This is a genomic window from Xanthobacter autotrophicus (genome assembly GCF_030015065.1).
GTDB classification, from domain to species: Bacteria; Pseudomonadota; Alphaproteobacteria; order Rhizobiales; family Xanthobacteraceae; genus Xanthobacter; species Xanthobacter autotrophicus_D.
This window is the reverse complement of sequence record NZ_JAIVFN010000012.1, coordinates 21,979-43,416: the sequence shown is the minus strand read 5'-3', so window position 1 is coordinate 43,416 and position 21,438 is coordinate 21,979. Positions and strand designations below refer to the sequence as shown.

The following is a 21,438-nucleotide window of genomic DNA, read 5'->3' as shown; positions in this document are numbered from 1 at the left end:
ACCAATGCACGATTTCTCGCTGTGCGCCTGCGAAGGAGCGGGGAAAAATACGCCTGCCGCGCGTCGTCGAACCAATCATTAAGCCTTTGAAAACGTTGAGGGCGTGCGCCGCGCCCCCTTCTTGCGGGGAGACGCGGCAGCACGCCCTCTCGTTTCGCTGGAAAACGCTTCAATCCGGCCGGTTTGCGAGCAATCCGGCCGGATCTACGATCAGTGGGCGACCACGCCGGGGGTCTCTTCGCCCGGCACCGGGGCGTTCACCGGGCGCTCTTCCCAGGTGATCGGCACCGGCGGGCGAACGAGCGCGTTGGCGAGCACCTCGTCCATGCGGGAGACCGGAACGATCTCCAGCGCGTTCTTCACGTTGGCCGGGATGTCCGCCAGGTCCTTGGCGTTCTCCTCGGGGATCAGCACCTTCTTGATGCCGCCGCGCAGGGCTGCAAGGAGCTTCTCCTTGAGGCCGCCGATGGGCAGCACCCGGCCACGCAGGGTGATCTCACCCGTCATGGCCACGTCGCGGCGGACCGGGATGCCCGTCATCACCGAGACGATGGCGGTGGCCATGGCGACACCTGCGGACGGGCCGTCCTTCGGGGTCGCCCCCTCGGGCACGTGGACGTGGATGTCGCGCCGCTCGAACAGAGGCGGCTCGATGCCGAAGTCCACCGCCCGCGAGCGCACGTAAGACGCCGCCGCGGAGATGCTCTCCTTCATCACGTCCCGCAGGTTGCCGGTGACGGTCATCTTGCCCTTGCCGGGCATCATGAGGCCCTCGATGGTGAGCAGCTCGCCGCCCACCTCGGTCCAGGCGAGGCCGGTGACGACACCCACCTGGTCCTCGGTCTCCATCTCGCCGTACCGGTAGCGCGGCACGCCGAGGAAGTCCTCGAGGTTCTTCGCCGTCACCTTCACCGACTTCTTCTTCGACAGCACCAGCTCCTTCACCGCCTTGCGGGCGAGGGTGGAGATCTCGCGCTCGAGGTTGCGCACGCCCGCCTCCCGCGTATAGCGGCGGATCAGGGTCATGAGCGCGTCGTTGTCGATGGCGAACTCCTTGGGCGTCAGGCCGTGCTTGCCGAGGGAGTTGGGGATCAGGTGCTTGCGCGCGATCTCCACCTTCTCGTCCTCGGTGTAGCCGGCGATGCGGATCACCTCCATGCGGTCCAGAAGGGCCGGCGGGATGTTCAGCGTGTTCGCCGTGGTCACGAACATGACGTTCGAGAGGTCGTAATCCACCTCGAGATAGTGGTCGTTGAAGGTGTGGTTCTGCTCGGGATCCAGCACCTCGAGCAGGGCCGACGACGGATCACCGCGGAAATCGGCGCCCATCTTGTCGATCTCGTCCAGGAGGAAGAGCGGATTGGACTTCTTCGCCTTCCGCATGGACTGGATGATCTTGCCCGGCATGGACCCGATATAGGTCCGCCGGTGACCGCGGATCTCCGCCTCGTCGCGGACGCCGCCGAGGGCCACGCGCACGAACTCACGCCCCGTCGCCTTGGCGATGGACTTGCCGAGCGAGGTCTTGCCGACGCCGGGCGGGCCGACGAGGCACAGGATGGGCCCGGTGAGCTTGTTGGCGCGGCTCTGCACCGCCAGGTACTCGACGATGCGCTCCTTGACCTTGTCGAGGCCATGGTGGTCCGCGTCGAGGATCTGCTGGGCGTAGGGCAGGTCCTTCTTGACCTTGCTCTTCACGCCCCACGGGATGGAGAGCAGCCAGTCCAGATAGTTGCGCACCACGGTGGCTTCCGCCGACATGGGCGACATCTGGCGCAGCTTCTTCAGCTCGTGGGCGGCCTTCTCGCGGGCTTCCTTGGTGAGCTTGGTCCGCTTGATGCGGTCCTCCAGCTCCTGCAGGTCGTCCTTGCCGTCCTCGTCGCCGAGTTCCTTCTGGATCGCCTTCATCTGCTCGTTGAGGTAGTACTCGCGCTGGGTCTTCTCCATCTGCCGCTTGACGCGGGTGCGGATGCGCTTTTCCACCTGCAGGACGGAGATCTCGCTCTCCATCTGGCCGAGCACCTTCTCCAGCCGGTCGGAGACCTTGAGCATCTCCAGCACGGCCTGCTTGTCCGGGATCTTCACGGCGAGGTGCGAGGCCACCGTGTCGGCCAGCTTGGAGTGGTCGTCGATCTGGCTGACGACGCCCACCACCTCGGGCGACACCTTCTTGTTGAGCTTCACGTAATTCTCGAACTCGGTGACCACGGAGCGCGCGAGCGCCTCCGCCTCCACCTGGTCGCCGGTCTCGTCGTCGAGGGTGATGGCCTCGGCCTCGTAGAGATCGGTCCGGTCGGTGTAGCGGGTCACCTGGGCGCGGCTGACGCCCTCCACCAGCACCTTCACGGTGCCGTCGGGCAGCTTCAGCAGCTGCAGCACGGTCGCCAGCGTGCCCACGGAGAAGATGGCCTCGGGCGCGGGATCGTCATCCGAAGCGTTCTCCTGGGTGGCCAGCAGGATGTAGGTATCACCGCGCATGACCTCTTCCAGGGCGCGAATGGACTTTTCGCGGCCCACGAAGAGGGGAACGATCATATGGGGAAAAACCACGATGTCCCGAAGAGGCAGGACCGGGAAGGTCTGGGACACCCCGGCAACGAGCGGCGGGCGCGGCTTCTGGCTCGTCATGACGCAATCCTTTCAAGAAGTGCACGCGCAGGAAAAGCGCATAACCGGGCGCTGCCGCGCGTGCACGCGGCCGGAGACGGGTGTGGATTTTCAATGCTGAAGCGGCGCGAGCCGCAGGAGGCACGAGGTCCGACCCCCGAGACCGGAACTGTAGAAAAGTAGATGGACACGCAACCTGCCCGTTTCAAGGGCAACCCGTTCATCGGGCTCGGGAGAGGGCGGAACGGTGCCGGAGCATGTCCCGTCATCCCCCCTTTCTGGTCCGGGCTGTGGACCAAACCCCCGCCTCCCCCCGTGCCATAAGGCAGGGGGCGAGGTGTGGGGCGGACGCCGTCACGCACTGGCGCCGGCGTCGCCGACACGGTCCGCGTAAATATAGAGCGGACGCGCATTCTGTTCGACGACCTCCCGAGAGATCACCACCTCTTCCACCCCTTCGAGGCCGGGGAGGTCGAACATGGTGTCCAGCAGAATGCCTTCCATGATGGACCTCAGGCCACGGGCACCGGTCTTGCGCTCGATCGCCTTGCGGGCGATGGCGCCGAGGGCCTCCTCGTGGATGGTGAGGTCCACATTCTCCATCTCGAACAGACGCTGGTACTGCTTCACCAGCGCGTTCTTCGGCTCGGAGAGGATCTTCTTCAGCGCCTCCTCGTCGAGGTCACCCAGCGTCGCCAAAACCGGCAGGCGGCCGATGAACTCGGGGATGAGGCCGTACTTCAGCAGATCCTCGGGCTCCACCTCGCGGAACACCTCGCCGGGGCGGCGATCCTCCGGCGGGGCCACCTTGGCGGAGAAGCCGATGGAGGTGGACCCCTTCGAGCGCGAGGAGATGATCTTGTCGAGGCCGGCGAAGGCGCCGCCGCAGATGAACAAGATGTTGGTGGTGTCCACCTGCAGGAATTCCTGCTGGGGATGCTTGCGACCGCCCTGCGGAGGAACGGAGGCCACCGTGCCTTCCATGATCTTCAGCAGCGCCTGCTGCACGCCCTCGCCCGACACGTCGCGGGTGATGGAGGGATTGTCGGATTTGCGACTGATCTTGTCGATCTCGTCGATGTAGACGATGCCGCGCTGCGCCCGCTCGACATTGTAGTCGGCGGCCTGGAGCAGCTTGAGGATGATGTTCTCCACGTCCTCGCCCACGTAGCCGGCTTCGGTCAGCGTGGTGGCGTCGGCCATGGTGAAGGGCACATCAAGGATGCGCGCCAGGGTCTGCGCGAGCAGCGTCTTGCCGGAGCCGGTGGGCCCGATCAGCAGGATGTTGGACTTCGCGAGCTCCACGTCGCCGTGCTTGGTGGCGTGGTTGAGGCGCTTGTAGTGGTTGTGCACGGCCACCGAGAGGACCTTCTTCGCGTGGTCCTGGCCGATGACATAGTCATCGAGGACCTTGCGGATCTCCTTCGGGGTCGGGATGCCATCCCGCGACTTCACCAGAGAGGACTTGGACTCTTCCCGGATGATGTCCATGCACAACTCGACGCATTCGTCGCAGATGAACACAGTCGGTCCGGCGATGAGCTTCCTGACCTCATGCTGGCTCTTGCCGCAGAACGAGCAATAAAGCGTGTTCTTGCTGTCGCTGCCGCCGGTCTTGCTCATCTTCGTCTCCTACCATCTACCGATCCGGACACGAAACGCGCCCATCACGCTAGCGTCACATATGGGGATTGGCCCATGCAAATTTCCAGCCAATCCCGAAACGGTGATCGGTTCATGAGAGCCAACCACCCCGAGGCGACACGATCAAGGCGGGGAAGCGACATTCCCCAGGTGACGGCTTGCCGGAAAAACGACCATCCGGACCGCCACGCCCTCATCGCGCCGTCCGCCGCCATCGTGATACCGAGGGTGCTGCCGAAAGGTGAAGACCCCGAAGCAGCGCCCTCAGACGCGTCGGCCCCCGCCCTTGGGGGAGCGGGGGCCGACAACGCGGCATCCGATGCCGGCTTAACGACATGCAAGCGCGATCTTGCACCGCACGCAAGGGGGGGATTTTCGAGAACGCCCCCCGAGCCGCGTCCGATCACGCCACCTTGGACGTCTCGTCCGTGGGTCGCTTGTCGATCACGGAGTCGATGAGACCGAAGTCCAGAGCCGCCTTAGCGGTCATGAAGTTGTCGCGCTCCAGCGCATCCTCGATCTTCTCCATCGAGCGGCCGGTGTGCTTCACATAGATTTCATTGAGTCGGCGCTTCAGGTTCAGGATCTCCTGCGCGTGCAGCATGATGTCCGTGACCTGGCCCTGGAAGCCGCCCGACGGCTGGTGGACCATGATTCGGGCGTTCGGCAGGGCGAAGCGCATGTCCTTCTCGCCCGCGGTCAGAAGCAGCGAGCCCATGGAGGCCGCCTGGCCGATGCAGAGGGTGGACACCGCAGGCTTGATGAACTGCATGGTGTCGTAGATGGCGAGGCCCGACGTCACCACTCCCCCGGGGGAGTTGATGTACATCGAGATTTCCTTCTTCGGATTGTCCGCCTCGAGGAACAGCAGCTGCGCCACCGCAAGGGTCGCCATGCCGTCCTCCACCGGGCCGGTGAGGAACAGGATGCGCTCCTTCAGGAGACGGGAAAAGATGTCGTAGGACCGCTCGCCACGGTTGGTCTGCTCGACCACCATGGGGATGAGGTAATTCATATAAGTATCGACAGGATCACGCATCGTCAGTCCTCGGGGCGCGGGCGAAGGCACGCCCCGAGGGGCGTGCCGCGCAATATCGTCGCAGGACGAAGGCGGCCTTTGGCCCTCAGGCCGCCTTCTCGTCGTCCTCTTCCTCCTTGTACAGCTCTTCCTTGGTGACCGTCTTCTCGGTCACGTTGGCGAGCTCCAGGAGGAAATCAACGACCTTCTCCTCGAACAGGGGTGCGCGCACGGATGCCAGGGCTTCAGGGTTGCGGCGATAATATTCCCACACCTGCTGCTCCTGGCCGGGGAACTGGCGGGCCCGTTCCACCACCGCGCGAGTGACCTCGTCGTCGGAAACCTGGATATTGTTGCGCTCACCGATTTCCGCAAGCACCAGGCCGAGGCGGACACGGCGCTCGGCGATGCGGCGGTAATCCGCGCGGGCTTCCTCCTCGGAGGTGCCCTCGTCGGCGAAGGTGCGGTTCTGGGCGGCGAGGTCTTCCTGCACCCGGCTCCACACGCCGAAGAACTCCTGGTCCACGAGGCCTTCCGGCACCGCGAACCGGTGGGTGGCGTCGAGGGCGTCGAGCAAAGCGCGCTTCACCTTCTGGCGGGCGGCGCCGGCATGCTCCTGGGCGATGCGGCCGCGCACCGTCTCCTTGAGCTTCTCCAGGCTCTCCTGACCGAGGGTCTTGGCGAACTCGTCGTCCAGCGCGACGGCGCCGGGCGCGTCCACCGACTTCACCGTCACCTCGAAGGTGGCGGCCTTGCCCGCGAGTTCCTTGGCGGCATAGCCCTCCGGGAAGGTCACGGAGAGGGTGCGGCTCTCGCCGGCGGTGGCGCCGACCAGCTGCTCCTCGAAGCCGGGGATGAAGCCCTTGGAGCCCAGCAGGACGTCGATGTCCTGGCCCTCGCCGCCGGGGAACTTCTCGCCGTCCACATAGCCGGTGAAGTCGATGGTGAGGCGGTCACCGTTCTCGGCGGCGCCCTCCTTGGTGGAGAAGGGGCGGTTGGCGTCGGCGATGCGCTGGATGGTCTCGTCCACCTCCGCGTCGCTCACCTCGACCACCAGCTTCTCGACCGAGATGTCCTTGAAGTTGCCCAGCTCGATCTTGGGCAGGATCTCGATCTCGAGGTCGTAGGCAAGGTCCCGGCCGCCGTCGAGCAGGCCCTGGAACTGGGGATCTTCCTCCGGCGCCTTCACCTTGGGCTGGAGCGCGAGCTTGAAGCCGTGCTCCTCGACAATCTTGCCGTTGGTCTCGTTGACCGTCTGCTCGATTACCTCGGACATGACGGTCTTGCCGTAGACGCGCTTCAGGTGCGCCACGGGCACCTTGCCGGGGCGGAAGCCGTTGAGCTTCACCTGGCCCTTGAGCTCGGCCAGCTTGGCATCGGCCTTGGCGTCGAGGTCGGCGGCGGACACCACCACACGGAACGCGCGCTTGAGGCCATCGGCCCCCGTCTCGGTCACCTGCATCGTCTTGCCTTCACATCCTCATCGCGCATGGCGCGGAAAACGTCCAAAACCGGTTTCGCCGCCGCAGCTCCACGGGCGTGGTCCGCCCGAGGCCGCACGGCGCTCGTCCCGCACCCCTCGGCACACGAACCTCCGTGGCGGCCGGCGAACCGGAAACGTGGTGCGGGCGGAGGGTTTCGAACCCCCACGACTTGCGTCACGGGAACCTAAATCCCGCGCGTCTACCAGTTCCGCCACGCCCGCAGGGGGCTTCCACCGCCGGGCTCACCATCCGCAGCGCCCTTCCGGGCGGCGGACGACGCCCCCGAAGCACTCCGCCACGCAAACGCCCCTTCGCGGAAACGCCAGCGCACGGGAACGCCCAATCCGGGACGCGCACCATAGAGATCCGACCGCACGCGCACGCCTGTGCACGCATGGATCGGGTCGCGGCTTATATCATGACGGCGCGCGCATGCAGCAAGAAAATGGCACGCCCCGGCCCCGCCAGCCGGCTTGCCGGCCCGGTCCGGCAGCCCGCCGGCGGGCCCCTTGCCCGCCATCGGGCCGGCGCGCGGCGCGCAGGCGTCCCTGTCGATGGCGACAACAGGCGGTGGAAAGCCGCTTGCCCTTTTTTCAGCCCCGTATGATGGTCCACGCACCCTGCCAGGAGACGCCGCGTGACCACGCCGATTCCCTCCCGACGCACCGTGCTCAAGGGTGCCGCAGCCCTCTCCCTGTCCGGCGCGGCGGGCGCGCTCGGCACGGTTCTCGCTCAGCCGCACGGGGCCGCCTTGGCCGCGACCCCGGCGAACGGCCAGCCAGCCGTCCAGGTGGCGCTCACCGCTGCCGAGGGCAGCCGGCCAGAACTCGCTGGCCAAGGCACCCTCGCATTGTTCAACGGCGGCCTGCCCGGCCCGGTCCTGCGGGTGAAGAAGGGCGGCACGCTGACTGTCGACCTCGCCAACACCCTCAGGGAGAGCGTGGCCCTCAGCTGGCAGGGCGTGCGCCTGCCCGCCGGCGCGCCGGCCCTCGCCGCCGTCGCCCCGGGCAAGAGCGCCAGCCTGCGGCTCACACCCCCGGATGCCGGCACGTTCTGGTATCACGCAACCTCGCCGACCCTTGCCCGCCGCGCGCTCAGCGGCGCGCTGGTGGTGGAGGAGGCCGGCGCGCCCGCCTATGCCTTCGACCACCTGCTGTTCATCCAGTCCTTCCCGCCGGAAAGCGGCGTGCCGATCTTTCCGGTCAACGGCGCCATTTCGCCCACGTTCCAGGGCCCGGCGAGCGGGCGGGCCCGGCTGCGCCTCGTGAACGCCACGCCGCTGTTCCTGCGCCTGCGCGTGCGCGGGCCGGCATGCTACGCCCTCGCGGTGGACGGCCAGCCGGTGACGGAGCCCTTCGAGTTCAAGGAAGGGCGGATCGTGATCCCCCCCGGCGGCCGGGTGGACATGGCCGCGACGCTGGACGACGCCGACGCCAGCATCATCGAGATCGAGACCACGCAGGACCCGATCCGGCTTGCGGTTGTGACCCCGGTCGGGCCGGCCGGCACCCCGCCCTCTGGCCCGCCGGCGCCGCTGCCGGGCAACGACCTGCCCGCGGAGATCCCGCTGAAGGATGCCGTGCGCTTCGAGCTGCCCATCGGCGACAAGGCGGCCGGGCCGGCCTCCATCGGCACCATCAAGACCGGCCGGAGCGTCGTGCTGACGCTGACCAACAGCCTCGACGCGCCGGTCGCCGTCTATATTGCCGGCCATCCCGTGCGCCTGCTCGACAATGTCTATGACGGCTGGCGGCCCTGGTGGCATGATACCGTTCCCGTGCCGGCCAAGTCCACAGCGCGGGTGGCGTTCCTCGCCGGGTCGCCGGGAACGTGGCCCATCGTCGGCCAGCGTGGCGGCGACGGCGAGGTGGTGCTCTCGCGGACCTATGAGGTGATGGCCTGAGGCCGTCCCTCAGCGCGCCCCGAACAACTCGTAGAGCCGGCGGTAGACCTCCCGCAGCGCCTCCGGCAAGTCGTCGGCCACCAGGCCCGGCCCGGCGACATGGGCGGCTTCCCCGTGCAGCCACACGGCGGCGCACGCCGCCTCGAACGGCGGCATGCCCTGCGCCAGCAGCCCCCCCGCGATGCCGGCCAGCACGTCGCCGGCGCCGGCGGTGGCGAGCCAGGCCGGCGCATTCTCGGCGATGGCGGCGCGCCCGTCCGGGGCCGCGACCACCGTGTCCGCCCCCTTCAGCACCACCACCGCCTTGAGGCGGACGGCCGCGGCGCGGGTGCGCGCCAGCTTGGAGGGCGCATCCATCACCTCTCGGTCACCGGCGAACAGGCGGGCGAACTCACCCTCATGGGGCGTGACGACGAGGCCGGCCGCGCGCGCCGCCACGTCCGCAAGCGCCCACGGCACGCCCGCATAGGAGGTGAGCGCGTCGGCATCGAGCACGAGGCGCCGACCCGGCGCCGCGATATCCACCTTCGCCCGGGTCCCGGCCCCGGTGCCGAGGCCGGGACCCAGCACAACGGTGCCGAGCCGACGGTCGGCCAGCAGCGCGGCAAGGTCCGCGTCGCCGGCCGTGGGGCGCGGCATGATGGCGGCGTAGGAGGCGGCGTGGAGCGGCAGAGCATCCGGCGGCAGCGCCACCGTCACCAGCCCGGCCCCGGCCCGCAGCGCGCCGCGGGCGGACAGGCGGGCGGCGCCGCAGGTCCAGGCGCCGCCGCTCACCACCACCGCATGGCCCCGGCTGTATTTGTGGCCAGACGCCGCCGGCAAAGGAAAGGCCGCGCGCCAGAGGTCCGGCATGTTCACGAAGGCGGCGGGGCGGATGAGGTCCAGCGCCGCGTCTGGAATGCCGATATCCGCCACGCGGACCCGGCCGCACAGGCTGCGCCCCGGCTCCAGCAGATGGCCGGGCTTGCGGCGGAAGAAGGTCACCGTCTCCTGCGCCGGGGCCGCGGCGCCGCGAACCTTGCCGGTGGACCCGTCGAGGCCGGAGGGCAGATCCACGGCGATCACCGGCCGGCCGGAGGCGGCCACGCGCTCCACCAGCGCCTTCGCCGCCCCGTCGAGGTCGCGGGCGAGCCCGGCGCCGAACAGGGCGTCCACGATCACCCCCGCTTCGGTGAGGTCGAGGGCGGCGGGCTCCTCCACCGGGCCGCGCCAGCGCTCGGCGGCGCGCTTCGCATCGCCGGTCAGGCGCTCGCGCTCGCCCAGCAGCGCGACGCGGACCCGGAAGCCCCGCTGCGTCAGCACCCGCGCCGCGACGAAGCCGTCGCCACCATTGTTTCCCGGCCCGCACAGGATGAGAACGCGCGTGGGCAGCGGAAAGCGCGCCACCACGTCGGCGACCGCGGTGCCGGCGCGCTCCATCAACGTAAAGGACGGCGTGCCCATTTCGACGGCGAAACGATCCGCCCGCGCCATTTCCTGTGGATCAAGAAGTGCGTACACTGAATGCCCTGCCCTATATGCCCAGTTGATACTCAGAAGACGCACGCAGCGAAGACATCATCCGCCCATTTAAAAGTCATAACGCTCAATATATGAGCACACCATACCTTGTCTTGCGCACTGGTCCGCATGGGCGCATGAGGCGATGGATGGCACACATCCTGCTTAAAAGCTGCCGGCTCGACCAGCGGCGGTGGACGGGCCACGGGGAGACGGAGCGGATGAAGAAGATCGAGGCAATCATCAAGCCCTTCAAGCTCGATGAAGTGAAAGAGGCCCTCCAGGACGTGGGACTGCAAGGCATCACCGTGACCGAGGCCAAGGGCTTCGGCCGGCAGAAGGGCCACACGGAGCTGTATCGCGGCGCGGAATATGTGGTGGATTTCCTGCCGAAGGTGAAAATCGAGGTCGTGCTCTCCGACGATATGGTAGACCGGGCCGTCGACGCCATTCGCCGCGCGGCCCAGACCGGGCGTATCGGAGATGGAAAGATCTTCGTTTCGTCCATCGAGGAGGCGATCCGCATCCGCACCGGCGAATCCGGCCTCGACGCAATCTGATGCGTCCAATAAAAACCTGCAGGCCAGCAGAAAGGTAGAAACCCCCATGAAAACCAAGACGGCCAAGGACGTCCTCGACCTGATCAAGAGCGAGGACGTGAAATACGTCGATCTGCGCTTCACCGATCCGCGCGGCAAGTGGCAGCACGTTACCTTCGACATTTCCATGGTCGACGATGAGTTCCTGACCGAAGGCACCGCTTTCGACGGCTCGTCCATCGCCGGCTGGAAGGCCATCAACGAATCCGACATGCTGCTGATGCCGGATCCGGCCACGACCTGCATCGACCCCTTCTTCGCGGAGACCACGCTCTCCATCGTCTGCGACGTGCTGGAGCCGACCACCAACCAGCCCTACGGCCGCGACCCGCGCTCCATCGCGAAGAAGGCGGAGGCCTACGCCAAGTCCACCGGGATCGGCGACGCCGTCTATTTCGGCCCCGAGGCCGAGTTCTTCATTTTCGACGACGTGCGCTTCAAGGCGGACCCGTACAACACCGGCTTCAAGCTCGACTCCATCGAGCTGCCCACCAATTTCGACACCGAATATGAGGGCGGCAACCTCGGCCACCGGGTGAAGACCAAGGGCGGCTACTTCCCGGTTCCCCCGGTCGATTCGGCGCAGGACATGCGCTCCGAGATGCTCGCCGCCATGGCCAAGATGGGCGCCAAGGTGGAGAAGCATCACCACGAGGTGGCCTCCGCCCAGCACGAGCTCGGCCTCAAGTTCGGCTCGCTCGTGACCATGGCCGACCACCTGCAGGTCTACAAGTACTGCATCCATCAGGTCGCCAACATCTACGGCAAGACCGCGACCTTCATGCCGAAGCCCGTCTTCGGCGACAACGGCTCCGGCATGCACGTCCACCAGTCCATCTGGAAGGAAGGCAAGCCGCTCTTTGCCGGCGACAAGTATGCCGACCTGTCCGACTACTGCCTGTGGTATATCGGCGGCATCATCAAGCATGCCAAGTCGCTGAACGCCTTCACCAACCCGCTGACCAACTCCTACAAGCGCCTGGTCCCGGGCTACGAGGCTCCGGTGCTGCTGGCCTATTCGGCCCGCAACCGCTCGGCGTCCTGCCGCATCCCCTACACCAACAATCCGAAGGCCAAGCGCGTCGAGGTCCGCTTCCCCGATCCCGGCGCGAACCCCTACCTCGCCTTCGCGGCCCTGTTCATGGCCGGCATGGACGGCATCCTGAACCGGATCGACCCCGGCCAGGCCATGGACAAGGACCTGTACGACCTGCCCCCCGCCGAGCTGAAGCAGATCCCCACCGTCTGCGGCTCGCTGCGCGAGGCGCTGGACTCACTCGCCGCGGACCACGACTACCTGCTCAAGGGTGACGTGTTCCAGAAGGATTTCATCGAGTCCTACATCGAGCTGAAGATGACCGAGGTGATGCGCTTTGAAATGACGCCGCACCCGGTCGAGTTCGAGATGTACTACTCGGTCTGACGATCCTCGCCGGCCCGGCCGTCACGCCGGGCCGGCGACCAGTCTTCATGAGACCTTCCTCCAAGGCGCCCTTCGGGGCGCCTTCTCTTTCTTGGGGCGCCTTTCTTTTCTTCGGGGCGCAGGGGCGAGGCCTCCCGGCGCCGGTCAAGGGGCGGTCCGGTGTCAGCGGGACAGGACGATCCCTGCGATCAGGACGATCTCGCCCACGAGTACGCCGGCGAACACCGAGCGCCGGAAGGCGAGGAAGCCGGCGACGCCGCACGCCACCGCCCCAAGCCGGAGCGCCAGGGGCACGGCGGCAAGCGCCCCGGCGGGCGCGAACAGCAGCCGCGCCACCACGGCGGCCAGAAGCGCGGTGGCCACCGCCTTCACCCAGTGGAAGACCGGACTTCCCTCCTCCACGCGCCGCCCTGCGAGCACCGCCAGCGAGCGCCAGATCTCGGTGGGCAGGAACCCCACCAGCAGCACGATAAGGAGGGCCGCGCCCTCGGTCAGGGGTGCGCCCGTCATGGATGACCCCTCATGGCCGCCCCCGCCGCCTCCGCTCCAGCAGCCGGCCGGCGAGATAGGCGAAGCTGCCGCCGCCGATGCCGGCGATCATCAGATCGAGGCCGCCATCCAGCCCCAGCGTCGCCGGCATGAGCAGGAATCCCGCCGCCAGCGCCAGCCAGTCCGTCGGGACGACGGCATTGCGCACCATCAGTACGGTGAAGGAGAGTGGGGTCAGCAGCAGCAGGCCCGCCGCCAGCGGCGTCGGCAGTTCTCCTGCCACGAGAAAGCCGGCCACCGTGCCGCACATGCTGACGGCAATCAGCATGTTGCCGAGGCCGAGGGTGAAGGGCAGCCGCGCCTCGCCCGGCAGATGGGGCAGGAGGCGCAGGCTTTCCAACCATACGGTCATGGCCACGTAGTGGGCGCACACCAGCTCCCAGAACAGGCTGCGGCGCGGCCCGCGCAGATAGGGCGCCACCGACACCACCATGGGCAGGAGGCGCATGGAGGAAAGCGCCACCGCGAGCGCCAGCGCCGGCAGGGCGGTCCCCGCCGCGATGCCGCCGATGAGGATCAGTTGCGCCGGCAGCGCCCACACCAGCAGCGTGGAGGCGAGCCCCGCCCCCAGCGGAAACCCCACGCTCTGGAGCACCGCGCCGAAGCCGAGATAGCTCGCGAACAGCACGATGGCGGGCACAGACAGGCCGGCCCGCACGCCCTTCAGGAACCAGACGGCCGGCGCATGATGCGCGGGATGGGAAGCGGAGGGGGCGGACACGCGGGGCTCGTTCCGGGCGCAGGTTCAAAGGCCGGGCGCAGGCGCGCCGGCCGGTGATTGCTGCCATAGCACATGCCGTGATCGTGGGAAGGCGCCTTCACGCAGGCGCAGGACGGCGGCCATGCAGCGGCGGGAGGGCTGCGCGCGCCTCACGTCCGACCCAGGACGGGGCGAGGGCGCCGGGAGCCGGCCGCAGGGAGCGCGTTGGCGCGCGAAGCCGCAATGCCCCCTCCGGCCAATCGCGCGCATTGCCCCCGGGGGCCGGGGGCGCCATCTTGTGGCCAGTGTTTCGAATCGGTCGCCTGCCGTGCTCATCGTTGAAATTCCGTACCGCGACCCGTTCGCCGCCTTTCACGCCTTCGCCGATGCGCCCTATTGCGCCTTCCTCGACAGCGCCGCAGAGGGCGACGCGCGGGCGCGCTGGTCCTATCTGGGGACCGATCCGTTCCAGGTCATCACCAGCGCCGCCGATGGCGTGCGCGTGGACGGGCGGATCGTGCCCGGCAACCCGTTCGACGTCCTGGCGCAATCCCTTGCGGAGAATGCAGTTCTCGCCGAACCATCCCCGGTGCCGTTTCGCGGCGGGGCCATGGGCTATCTGGGCTATGAGCTGGGCCGCCATCTGGAGCGCCTGCCCGCCCCCCGCCCGGCGAACCCGGCGGTTCCGGAAATGGTGCTCGGCCTCTATGACACGGTGCTCGCCTTCGACCGGCTGGAGCACCGCGCCTTCATCGTCTCCACCGGTCGGCCCGAGCATGGCGTTGCCGCCGATGAGCGCGCGAAGGCGCGGGCCGAGGTCGTCCACCGCCGGCTGGAGAGCGCCCCCGCCGTCGCGCCGGCGCCCGATTTCACCCTCACCGGCCGCTTCGTGCCGGAGCAGCCGCGCGCGCAGGTGGAAGCCTCCATCGCGCGGGTGATCGAATACATCCGCGCCGGCGATATCTTCCAGGCCAACCTCACCCAGCAGATGCGCGCGGCGCGGCCGCAGGGCCTCACCGACCTTGCCCTCTACGCCCGCTTGCGCGCGCTCTCCCCGTCCCCCTTCGCCGCCTTCCTGCGCGCGGGGCCGGACCTTGCCGTGCTCAGCGCCTCGCCGGAGCGCTTCCTGTCCCTCGACCCGGACGGACAGGTGGAGACGCGGCCCATCAAGGGCACACGCCGCCGCAGCCCGGACCCGCAGGAGGACGCCCGCCTTGCCGCCGCCCTCCTCGCCTCGGAGAAGGACCGGGCGGAAAACCTGATGATCGTGGACCTGCTGCGCAACGACCTTTCCCGCGTTTGCAAGGTGGGCAGCGTGAAGGTGCCGGCGCTATGCGCGCTGGAGACCTTCGCCAGCGTGCATCATCTGGTCTCGGTGGTGGAAGGCCGGCTGAAGGGCGGTCTCGGGCCGGTGGACCTGCTCAAGGCCTGCTTTCCCGGCGGCTCCATCACCGGTGCGCCGAAGATCCGGGCCATGGAGATCATCCACGAGCTGGAACCGGTGCCGCGCGGGGTCTATTGCGGTTCCGTCGCCTGGATCGGCTTCGACAGGGCCATGGATTCCTCCATCGTCATCCGCACCATCACCGGGGCCGGGAACACGCTGCTCGCGCAGGCGGGCGGCGGCATCGTGGCCGATTCCGATCCGGCGGACGAATATGAGGAGAGCCTCGTGAAGCTCTCGCCCATGCTGCGGGCCCTGTCGGGGGAAGCATCGTGAAGCTCTGGCTCGGCACCGGCCTCGTCGCGGAGGACGAGGCGCGCATCTCGCCGTTCGACCGGGGCTTCACCCTGGGCGACGGCCTGTTCGAGACCCTGCGCGTGCGCGCGGGGGCCGTGCTGCGGCTTAATGCCCATCTCGCCCGCCTGACCACCGGGGCCGGCGTGCTGGGCCTGCCCCTGCCGACCCTCGACCTCGCCGCCGCCCTCGCCGCCACTGCGGAGGCGAACGGGCTTGCGGAGGGCGTGCTGCGCCTCACCCTCAGCCGCGGCACCGGCCCGCGCGGCGTGCTGCCGCCCGCCGAGCCCACTCCCACCCTCGTTATCACCGCCGCCGCCCTGCCCGCTCCGGCGGCGCCGGCACGCCTCGTCATCGCGCAGGGCACCCGCCGCAACGAGCGCTCGCCGCTGGCGCAGGTGAAGTCGCTGAACTATCTCGACAACATCCTCGCCCGGCAGGAGGCCGCCCGGCGCGGAGCGGACGATGCGGTGCTGCTCAACACCAGGGAGCGCGTGGCGGAGACCTCCATCGCCAATGTGTTCGCGGTGATCGGCGGCGACCTCGTCACCCCGCCGTTGGCGGAAGGCGTGCTGCCCGGCATCATGCGCGCCGCGGTACTGGCCGAGGGCGCGGGCGAACGGCCGCTGACGCCGGAGGACCTGAGAACAGCCGAGGAAATCATCCTCACCTCGGCGCTGGGCCTGCGCTCCGTCGCGGCGCTGGACGGGCGCGAGCTCCCCGGGCGCACCGTCGCCGAGCAGCTGCGCGCGCGCATCCCGGGAGCTTGAGGTGGGGCCTGTCCTGCGCACCGGGCGGCTGGTGCTGCGCCCATGGCGGCCACACGACCGCGACGGCCTGTGGCGCATGCAGTCCAACCCCGCCACCATGCAATTCCTGATGCCGGTGCCCGACCGCGCCGCCAGCGACGCCGTGGCCGACCGGGCGGAAGCGCATTTCGCCCGCCATGGCTTCGGCCTGTGGGTGGTGGAGGCGCCGGGGGTGACGGACTTCGCCGGCTATACCGGCCTCGTCCATGTGCCCTATGACGAGCACTTCACCCCGGCGGTGGAGATCGGCTGGCGGTTCGATCCCGCCTTCTGGGGCCGCGGCTACGCCACCGAGGCGGCGCGCGCGGCCCTTCGGTTTGGGTTTGAGACGCTCGGGCTCAAGGAGGTCGTCGCCATAACCGTGCCGGCCAATCGCCGCTCGCGGGCGGTGATGGAACGGCTCGCCATGGTGCAGGATGCGGGCGGCGATTTCGACCTGCCGACCGTTCCCGTGGGCCATCCTCTGCGCCGGCAGGTGCTGTATCGGCTCAAAGCACACGCCAGCGGTGTCTCAGCCTGAAACTGCGCCGGCGCGACCGGTCGCGCCGGGGAGCCCTCCCCCCGCAAGCGGGAAAGGGGGTCGGCGGCGTTGGACGGACCCGCCTCACGGGGCCGGCCGGGCCACCGCCTCCTCGATGAGGTCGGCCGCCCGCTTCACTCCGCCGCCTTCCGCCATCTCGTCGGCGATGCGGCGGGCGGCAAGGCGATAATCGGGCACTGTCAGCACGGACCGGAGCGCGCCCGCAATCCGCATCCGGCTGGCGCGGCCCGCCGGCACCACCTCGGCCACCCCGGCATAGGCAAGGCGCGCGGCAGTGGCCGGCTGCTCGAAGGCGATGGGCACGGCCACCAGCGGCACCCCTTCGGCGAGGGCATCCAGCACCGTGTTCATGCCGCAATGGAGCACGGCGGCGGCGCAGCGCTTCAACACCTCCTGCTGCGGCACGAAGGCCTGGACATCCGCAAGCTGCGAGAGCGCGGCCGCCTCGCCCTCGGACAGCAGGCCGCCATGGGCGATGAGAAGCCGCGCGCCCACGTCCCGCGCCGCGAACGCCACCTTCTGGAACAGGTCGGCCCGCCCGCCCTGCAACGTGCCGAGCGAGCAGAACAGCAGCGGCATGCCCGCCACCTCCGGCAGCGGCGCGCCGGGGCGCGGCACAGCCACGCCGTCGCGCCAGGGCGAGCCGTAGTGGAAGGTCGCGGGCAGTTCCTTGCGGGGGAAGTCGAGCCCCTTCGGCATCTGCGCCACCGTCAGCAGCGGCGAGAAGCCCCCGTCCGCGAACGGATCGAGCCCGAACGTAGCGCCGTGCCGCTCCAGCACCCGGCGCATGGGCCGCATGAGCAGGTCGGTGATCTGATAGCCGCCCTTGTTCCAGACGAGGCCCTGCTCGCTCGGATCGTAGCGCCAGGGCACGAAGGGCGGCGGTACGCCGATCTCGCGGTTCAGCAGCAAAGCGGTGGCGGTGGAGACCACCGGCAGCCTGAGGTGGCGCGCCACGAGGGTTCCCGCCGCCTCGGTCTGGTCGGCGATCACCGCCTCCGCGCCGATGGCTTTCAGCACGCCCGGCAGGTCGCGGCACAGCATGTCGGTCTGCGCCGCCGTGGCCTTCAGCGTGCCTATGAGGCCGAACAGGCCCGTGGGCGCGGCGAGGCGCGCCACATAGGCGTCGAGCGCGCCGGCGGGGTAGTCCTTCTCCCCCACCGCCGCGAACTCCGCGCCCTTGCCGGCGACGAGGCGGGCGGCATCGGCCATGTGCACGAAGGTGACGCGATGGCCCCGCGCGCCGAGTTCGCGGGCGAGCACGAGAAGGGGATTGTAATGCCCCGGCAGCGGCGGGGCGACGACAGCGAAATGAGTCATGCCGGCCGCGTCCACAGATGCGCGGGACGGGGCGGCGGCGCGCCCTGGAACCGCGTGGCGAGGGCCTGCGCGAGGCCGCCCGCGAGAAAGCCGGCCTTCTGGGCCGTGGAGGTGGAGACGCGGGCGTCCCACGCCCTCGGCCCGCGCCTGCGCACCTCGACGCCGATGGCGCGGTAGACGCCGCGCGCCGCGCCCACCGCCGCCGCCGCGCGGAACGGCAGGGCGGCCATGCCGATGAGGGCCTGATCGTAATAGGGCTCGGCCACGTCGAGCAGCCGCGCCACCACGCCGGCCACCGCCGCGCGATGCTCCGGCGCGGCGATGGCGGCCTCCGGCACGCCGGCCTCGACGAGGAAGGAAGCGGGCAGGTAGATGCGGCCGATGGCGGCATCCTCCATCACGTCGCGGGCGATGTTGGTGAGTTGGAAGCCGAGGCCGAGGTCGCTCGCCCGGTCCAGCACCACCGCGTCCCGCGCGCCCATGATGAGGGCCATCATCACGCCCACCACGCCGGCCACGTGGTAGCAATAGGTCAGCGTGTCATCGAGGCTGTCGTAGCGCCGGCCTTCCACGTCCATGCGGAAGCCCTCCAGCAACTGGAGCGGGTAGCGCTCGGGAATGTCGTTGCGCTTCACCACCTCGGCGAAGGCGGCGAAGGCCGGGTGGGCGGAGGGCTTGCCGCGATAGGCGTTGCGCGTCTCCTCATAGAGGCCGTCCAGCCGCTCGGCGGGCGAGGCGTCGCTGGAAACCCGGCCGTGCCCCAGTTCCTGCCCATCCACCACGTCGTCGCAATGGCGGCACCAGGCGTAGAGCATCACCGCGTCTTCCCGCATGCGCGGGCCGAACAGGCGCGCGGCGACGGCGAAGCTCTTGGAGCCCTTGTTTATGGCCTCCGCGCTGGCGCCGAGGACGTCGGGTGCGGGGGCGTTCATTTGGGCGTCACGCCCAGATCGGCGAGGATGAGGCCCGCCGTGGCCTTGGCCGAGCCCACCACCCCCGGCACGCCCGCCCCCGGATGGGTGCCGGCGCCGGCGAAATAGAGATTGGCGATCTTGGCATCCCGGTTGTGCGGCCGGAACCACGCCGACTGGGTGAGGATGGGCTCCACCGAGAAGGCCGAGCCCAGATGGGCGGAAAGCTCGTCGCGGAAGCCGAACGGGGTGAGGATGCGCGAGGTGACGAGGCTATCGCGCAGCCCCGGCAGCAGCCGCTCCTCCAGATGGGCGAGGATGCGGTCGCGATAGTGCGGGCCTTCCACCTCCCAGTCGATCTCGGCCTTGCCCAGGTGCGGCACCGGGGAGAGCACGTAGAAGGCGGTGCAGCCCTCCGGCGCCAGCGACTTGTCGGTCACGGTGGGGGCGTGGAGATAGAGCGAGAAATCGTCGGGCAGGTTCGGCCCCTTGAAGATCTCGTCCACCAGGCCGCGATAGCGCGGGCCGAACAGCACGGTGTGGTGCTGGAGATGGTCCCAGGTGCGCCGCGCCCCGAAATAGGTGACGAACAGGGACATGGAATGGCGCGTCTTCGCCAGCCGCGCCCCTTCCGAGCGCCCGCGCGCCGCCCCGCGCAGCAGGTGGCGATAGGTGTGCACCACATCCGCATTGGAGGCGACGAGGTCGAAGGGCAATGTCTCGCCGCTCTTGAGCTTCACGGCGGTGGCGCGCTGGCCCTCCACCACGATCTCGTCCACCGGGCAGGACAGGCGGATCTCGCCGCCGAGGTCGGTGAACAGCTTGACCATGCCGCGCACCAGCGCGCCGGTTCCCCCGCGCGGGAAGAACACGCCCCATTTGCGCTCCAGCGCATGGATGAGGGCATAGATGGACGAGGTGGAGAAGGGATTGCCCCCCACCAGCAGGGAATGGAACGAGAAGGCCTCGCGCAGGTGCTCGTCGCGGATGAAGCGCGAGACCATGGCATAGACCGAGCGCCAGGCTTCCAGCTTCACCAGCTTGGGCGCGGCCTTCATCATGCTGGAGAAGTTGAGGAAGGGCACCGCGCCGAGCTTGAGATAGCCTTCCTCGAACACCGCCTGCGAATAGGCGAGGAAGCGGCGATAGCCTTCCACGTCGGCCGGATCGAAGGTGGCAATCTGGGCGTCCAGGGACGCCTGGTCGTTCACATAGTCGAACTGCCGCCCGTCCGGCCACAACAGCCGGTAGAAGGGCGAGACCGGCATCAGCTCCACATAGTCTTCGAGCCTGCGCCCGGCGGCCTCGAACACCTCTTCGAGACAGGTGGGATCGGTGATGACGGTGGGACCGCCATCGAAGGTGAAGCCGTCCTGCTCATAAACATAGGCGCGTCCGCCGGGCTTGTCCCGCTGCTCGAACACGGTGGTGGGTACGCCCGCCGCCTGCAGGCGGATGGCGAGGGCGAGCCCGCCGAAGCCGGACCCGATGACGGCGGCACGGCGGAAGGGCTTGATAGCATCGAGCATCATGGGGAACCGGGTGCGGCTTTCGTCTCGGCAAGGCAGGAGAGCGCCCTGAACACCGATACGGGCGGGCGGCCCGAAAGGATGCGGGCCTTGTCGGCCAGGGTCAGGCGGTCGGCGTAGAAGTGGGCGATCAGGTCTTCCGACAGCCCGTAGAAGCGCTGGAGGATGGCGTAGCGTCGCTCCGGATCGGCGGCGCGGAACAGCATGCGGTTGAGCAGGCGGAAGAAGCCGCGCCCGTTCCACGCCGTCGCCGCATGGGCGCGCACGGCCGCCGACAGCGCGGGGCCGGAGAGGTCGGCGAGCGCGCTCACCGTGTCGGCCAGCGCCATCGCGTCGGGCAGGGAATAGCCGGTGGTGGGGTGGAACAGGCCCGCCCGCAGCCCCACCGGCGCGACGCCGGCCGGGGTCTCGGCGAGGAAGGCGTCAATGTCGCCGCCGAGCGCGATGGGCAGGATGCCCTCCTCCTCCCGCACCACATAATCCAGCGTCCAGCCCTGCGCTCCGGCATAGGCCGCGATGCGGTCGCGCAGGGCCTCGGCGGGCAAGTCCGGACCGTCGGCATAATAGGTGTCTTCCACCAGCACCGTGTCGTCGTCGAGCGGCAGCACATAGACAAAGCGGTAGCCATCCACCTGCTGCACCCGCGCATCCATGATGACGGGACGGGTCAGGCCGTGGGGCCGGGCGAGGCGCAGCTCCTGCCCGAGGAATTTCTGGAAGCCGAGGTCGAGGTGGCGCGAGGTGACGGGTCCCCGCCCGTCCACCACCGCGCGGGCGGCTATGCGCTCACCGCTGTCGAGCACCACATGGTCGGCCGCCAGATGGGCGACGCGGGCGCCGGTGCGGATGGAGGCGCACAGGCGCTCGTTCATCACCTCGGCGAGGCGCTCGGAGGAAATGGTGGCGTAGCCGCCCTTCAGGCTGCGGGAAAACGCGGGGAAATGGACCTGGTGCCCGGCCCAGCGATAGCTGGTGAAGGGCGCGAGGAAGGCGCGCTGGGGTCCGTCGAGATCGCTGTCGTGGCAGGACCAGCTGTGATTGCCGCCCACGCTCTCGCCGGCTTCCAGCAGCAGCATGTCGAGGCCGGGACGCTGCGCGGCGAGGCGCGCGGCGATGAGGCAATTGGCAAGACCGGCGCCGACGAAGACGATGTCCATGCCCTT

At 68.9% G+C, this 21,438-nt stretch carries 17 protein-coding genes and 1 tRNA gene; 6 read left to right on the top strand and 12 right to left on the bottom strand.

The features are described from left to right. Window positions 1-210 precede the first annotated feature (210 nt). From lon to K9U40_RS04665, 5 genes are all read right to left on the bottom strand, one after another. The gene (lon, locus tag K9U40_RS04685) at window positions 211-2,628 is read right to left on the bottom strand and encodes an endopeptidase La (RefSeq protein WP_282889054.1); all 2,418 of its coding nucleotides are present in this window, start codon (window positions 2,626-2,628) and stop codon (window positions 211-213) included. Between the two features lie 333 nt (window positions 2,629-2,961). Then, on the bottom strand, window positions 2,962-4,230 hold the full coding sequence (gene clpX, locus K9U40_RS04680; RefSeq protein ID WP_282889053.1) for an ATP-dependent Clp protease ATP-binding subunit ClpX: 1,269 nt from the start codon (window positions 4,228-4,230) through the stop codon (window positions 2,962-2,964). Between the two features lie 424 nt (window positions 4,231-4,654). Further along, the gene (locus K9U40_RS04675; protein WP_282889052.1) at window positions 4,655-5,290 is read right to left on the bottom strand and encodes an ATP-dependent Clp protease proteolytic subunit; all 636 of its coding nucleotides are present in this window, start codon (window positions 5,288-5,290) and stop codon (window positions 4,655-4,657) included. Window positions 5,291-5,375: 85 nt separating this feature from the next. Beyond that, complete coding sequence (gene tig, locus K9U40_RS04670; RefSeq protein WP_282889051.1) at window positions 5,376-6,731, bottom strand: trigger factor; 1,356 nt, start codon at window positions 6,729-6,731, stop codon at window positions 5,376-5,378. A gap of 158 nt (window positions 6,732-6,889) precedes the next feature. Next, window positions 6,890-6,974 (bottom strand) — tRNA-Leu (locus tag K9U40_RS04665). Between the two features lie 416 nt (window positions 6,975-7,390). Here K9U40_RS04665 and K9U40_RS04660 point away from each other — a divergent pair. Next, window positions 7,391-8,656, top strand: a complete 1,266-nt coding sequence (locus K9U40_RS04660) for a multicopper oxidase family protein (RefSeq protein WP_282889050.1) — start codon at window positions 7,391-7,393, stop codon at window positions 8,654-8,656. 9 nt (window positions 8,657-8,665) lie between these two features. Here the strand turns inward: K9U40_RS04660 and K9U40_RS04655 are convergent, their stop codons facing one another. Next, window positions 8,666-10,129 carry an NAD(P)H-hydrate dehydratase gene (locus K9U40_RS04655; RefSeq protein ID WP_282889049.1) on the bottom strand — a complete coding sequence of 488 codons (1,464 nt, stop codon included), beginning with the start codon at window positions 10,127-10,129 and terminating at the stop codon, window positions 8,666-8,668. A gap of 248 nt (window positions 10,130-10,377) precedes the next feature. Here K9U40_RS04655 and K9U40_RS04650 point away from each other — a divergent pair, with 248 nt between their 5' ends. Further along, window positions 10,378-10,716: a P-II family nitrogen regulator gene (locus K9U40_RS04650; RefSeq protein ID WP_012115561.1), complete on the top strand. Its 339-nt coding sequence runs from the start codon at window positions 10,378-10,380 to the stop codon at window positions 10,714-10,716. Window positions 10,717-10,762: 46 nt separating this feature from the next. Next, on the top strand, window positions 10,763-12,178 hold the full coding sequence (gene glnA / locus K9U40_RS04645) for a type I glutamate--ammonia ligase (protein WP_282889048.1): 1,416 nt from the start codon (window positions 10,763-10,765) through the stop codon (window positions 12,176-12,178). A 162-nt stretch (window positions 12,179-12,340) separates the two neighbouring features. Here glnA and K9U40_RS04640 read toward each other — a convergent pair whose 3' ends face one another. Beyond that, the gene (locus K9U40_RS04640) at window positions 12,341-12,688 is read right to left on the bottom strand and encodes an AzlD domain-containing protein (RefSeq protein WP_282889047.1); all 348 of its coding nucleotides are present in this window, start codon (window positions 12,686-12,688) and stop codon (window positions 12,341-12,343) included. A gap of 10 nt (window positions 12,689-12,698) precedes the next feature. After that, window positions 12,699-13,448, bottom strand: coding sequence for an AzlC family ABC transporter permease (locus K9U40_RS04635; protein ID WP_282889046.1), 750 nt, complete (start codon window positions 13,446-13,448; stop codon window positions 12,699-12,701). A gap of 307 nt (window positions 13,449-13,755) precedes the next feature. On the opposite strand from K9U40_RS04635, the gene pabB reads away from it, so the two are divergent. Genes pabB through K9U40_RS04620 form a run of 3 tightly spaced genes read left to right on the top strand, consistent with a single transcriptional unit; the run spans window position 13,756 to window position 16,494 of the window. Beyond that, on the top strand, window positions 13,756-15,147 hold the full coding sequence (gene pabB / locus K9U40_RS04630; protein ID WP_282889045.1) for an aminodeoxychorismate synthase component I: 1,392 nt from the start codon (window positions 13,756-13,758) through the stop codon (window positions 15,145-15,147). Next, window positions 15,144-15,935: an aminotransferase class IV gene (locus K9U40_RS04625; protein ID WP_282889044.1), complete on the top strand. Its 792-nt coding sequence runs from the start codon at window positions 15,144-15,146 to the stop codon at window positions 15,933-15,935. Before pabB ends, K9U40_RS04625 begins: the two co-directional genes overlap by 4 nt. 1 nt (window position 15,936) lies before the next feature. Continuing rightward, window positions 15,937-16,494 (top strand): GNAT family N-acetyltransferase, encoded by a 558-nt coding sequence (locus tag K9U40_RS04620; protein ID WP_282889043.1) that lies wholly within the window; start codon window positions 15,937-15,939, stop codon window positions 16,492-16,494. A gap of 84 nt (window positions 16,495-16,578) precedes the next feature. Here K9U40_RS04620 and K9U40_RS04615 read toward each other — a convergent pair whose 3' ends face one another. The 4 genes from K9U40_RS04615 to crtY are packed head-to-tail and all read right to left on the bottom strand — an operon-like array spanning window position 16,579 to window position 21,432. Further along, complete coding sequence (locus K9U40_RS04615) at window positions 16,579-17,835, bottom strand: glycosyltransferase (RefSeq protein ID WP_282889042.1); 1,257 nt, start codon at window positions 17,833-17,835, stop codon at window positions 16,579-16,581. Beyond that, window positions 17,832-18,767: a phytoene/squalene synthase family protein gene (locus K9U40_RS04610; RefSeq protein ID WP_282889041.1), complete on the bottom strand. Its 936-nt coding sequence runs from the start codon at window positions 18,765-18,767 to the stop codon at window positions 17,832-17,834. Before K9U40_RS04610 ends, K9U40_RS04615 begins: the two co-directional genes overlap by 4 nt. Beyond that, entirely contained in the window at window positions 18,764-20,278 is a 1,515-nt protein-coding gene (locus tag K9U40_RS04605; protein ID WP_282889040.1) for a phytoene desaturase, read from the bottom strand. The genes K9U40_RS04610 and K9U40_RS04605 overlap by 4 nt, the downstream gene beginning before the upstream one ends. Further along, window positions 20,275-21,432, bottom strand: a complete 1,158-nt coding sequence (crtY, locus tag K9U40_RS04600; RefSeq protein ID WP_282889039.1) for a lycopene beta-cyclase CrtY — start codon at window positions 21,430-21,432, stop codon at window positions 20,275-20,277. The genes K9U40_RS04605 and crtY overlap by 4 nt, the downstream gene beginning before the upstream one ends. Between the last annotated feature and the right edge of the window lie 6 nt (window positions 21,433-21,438).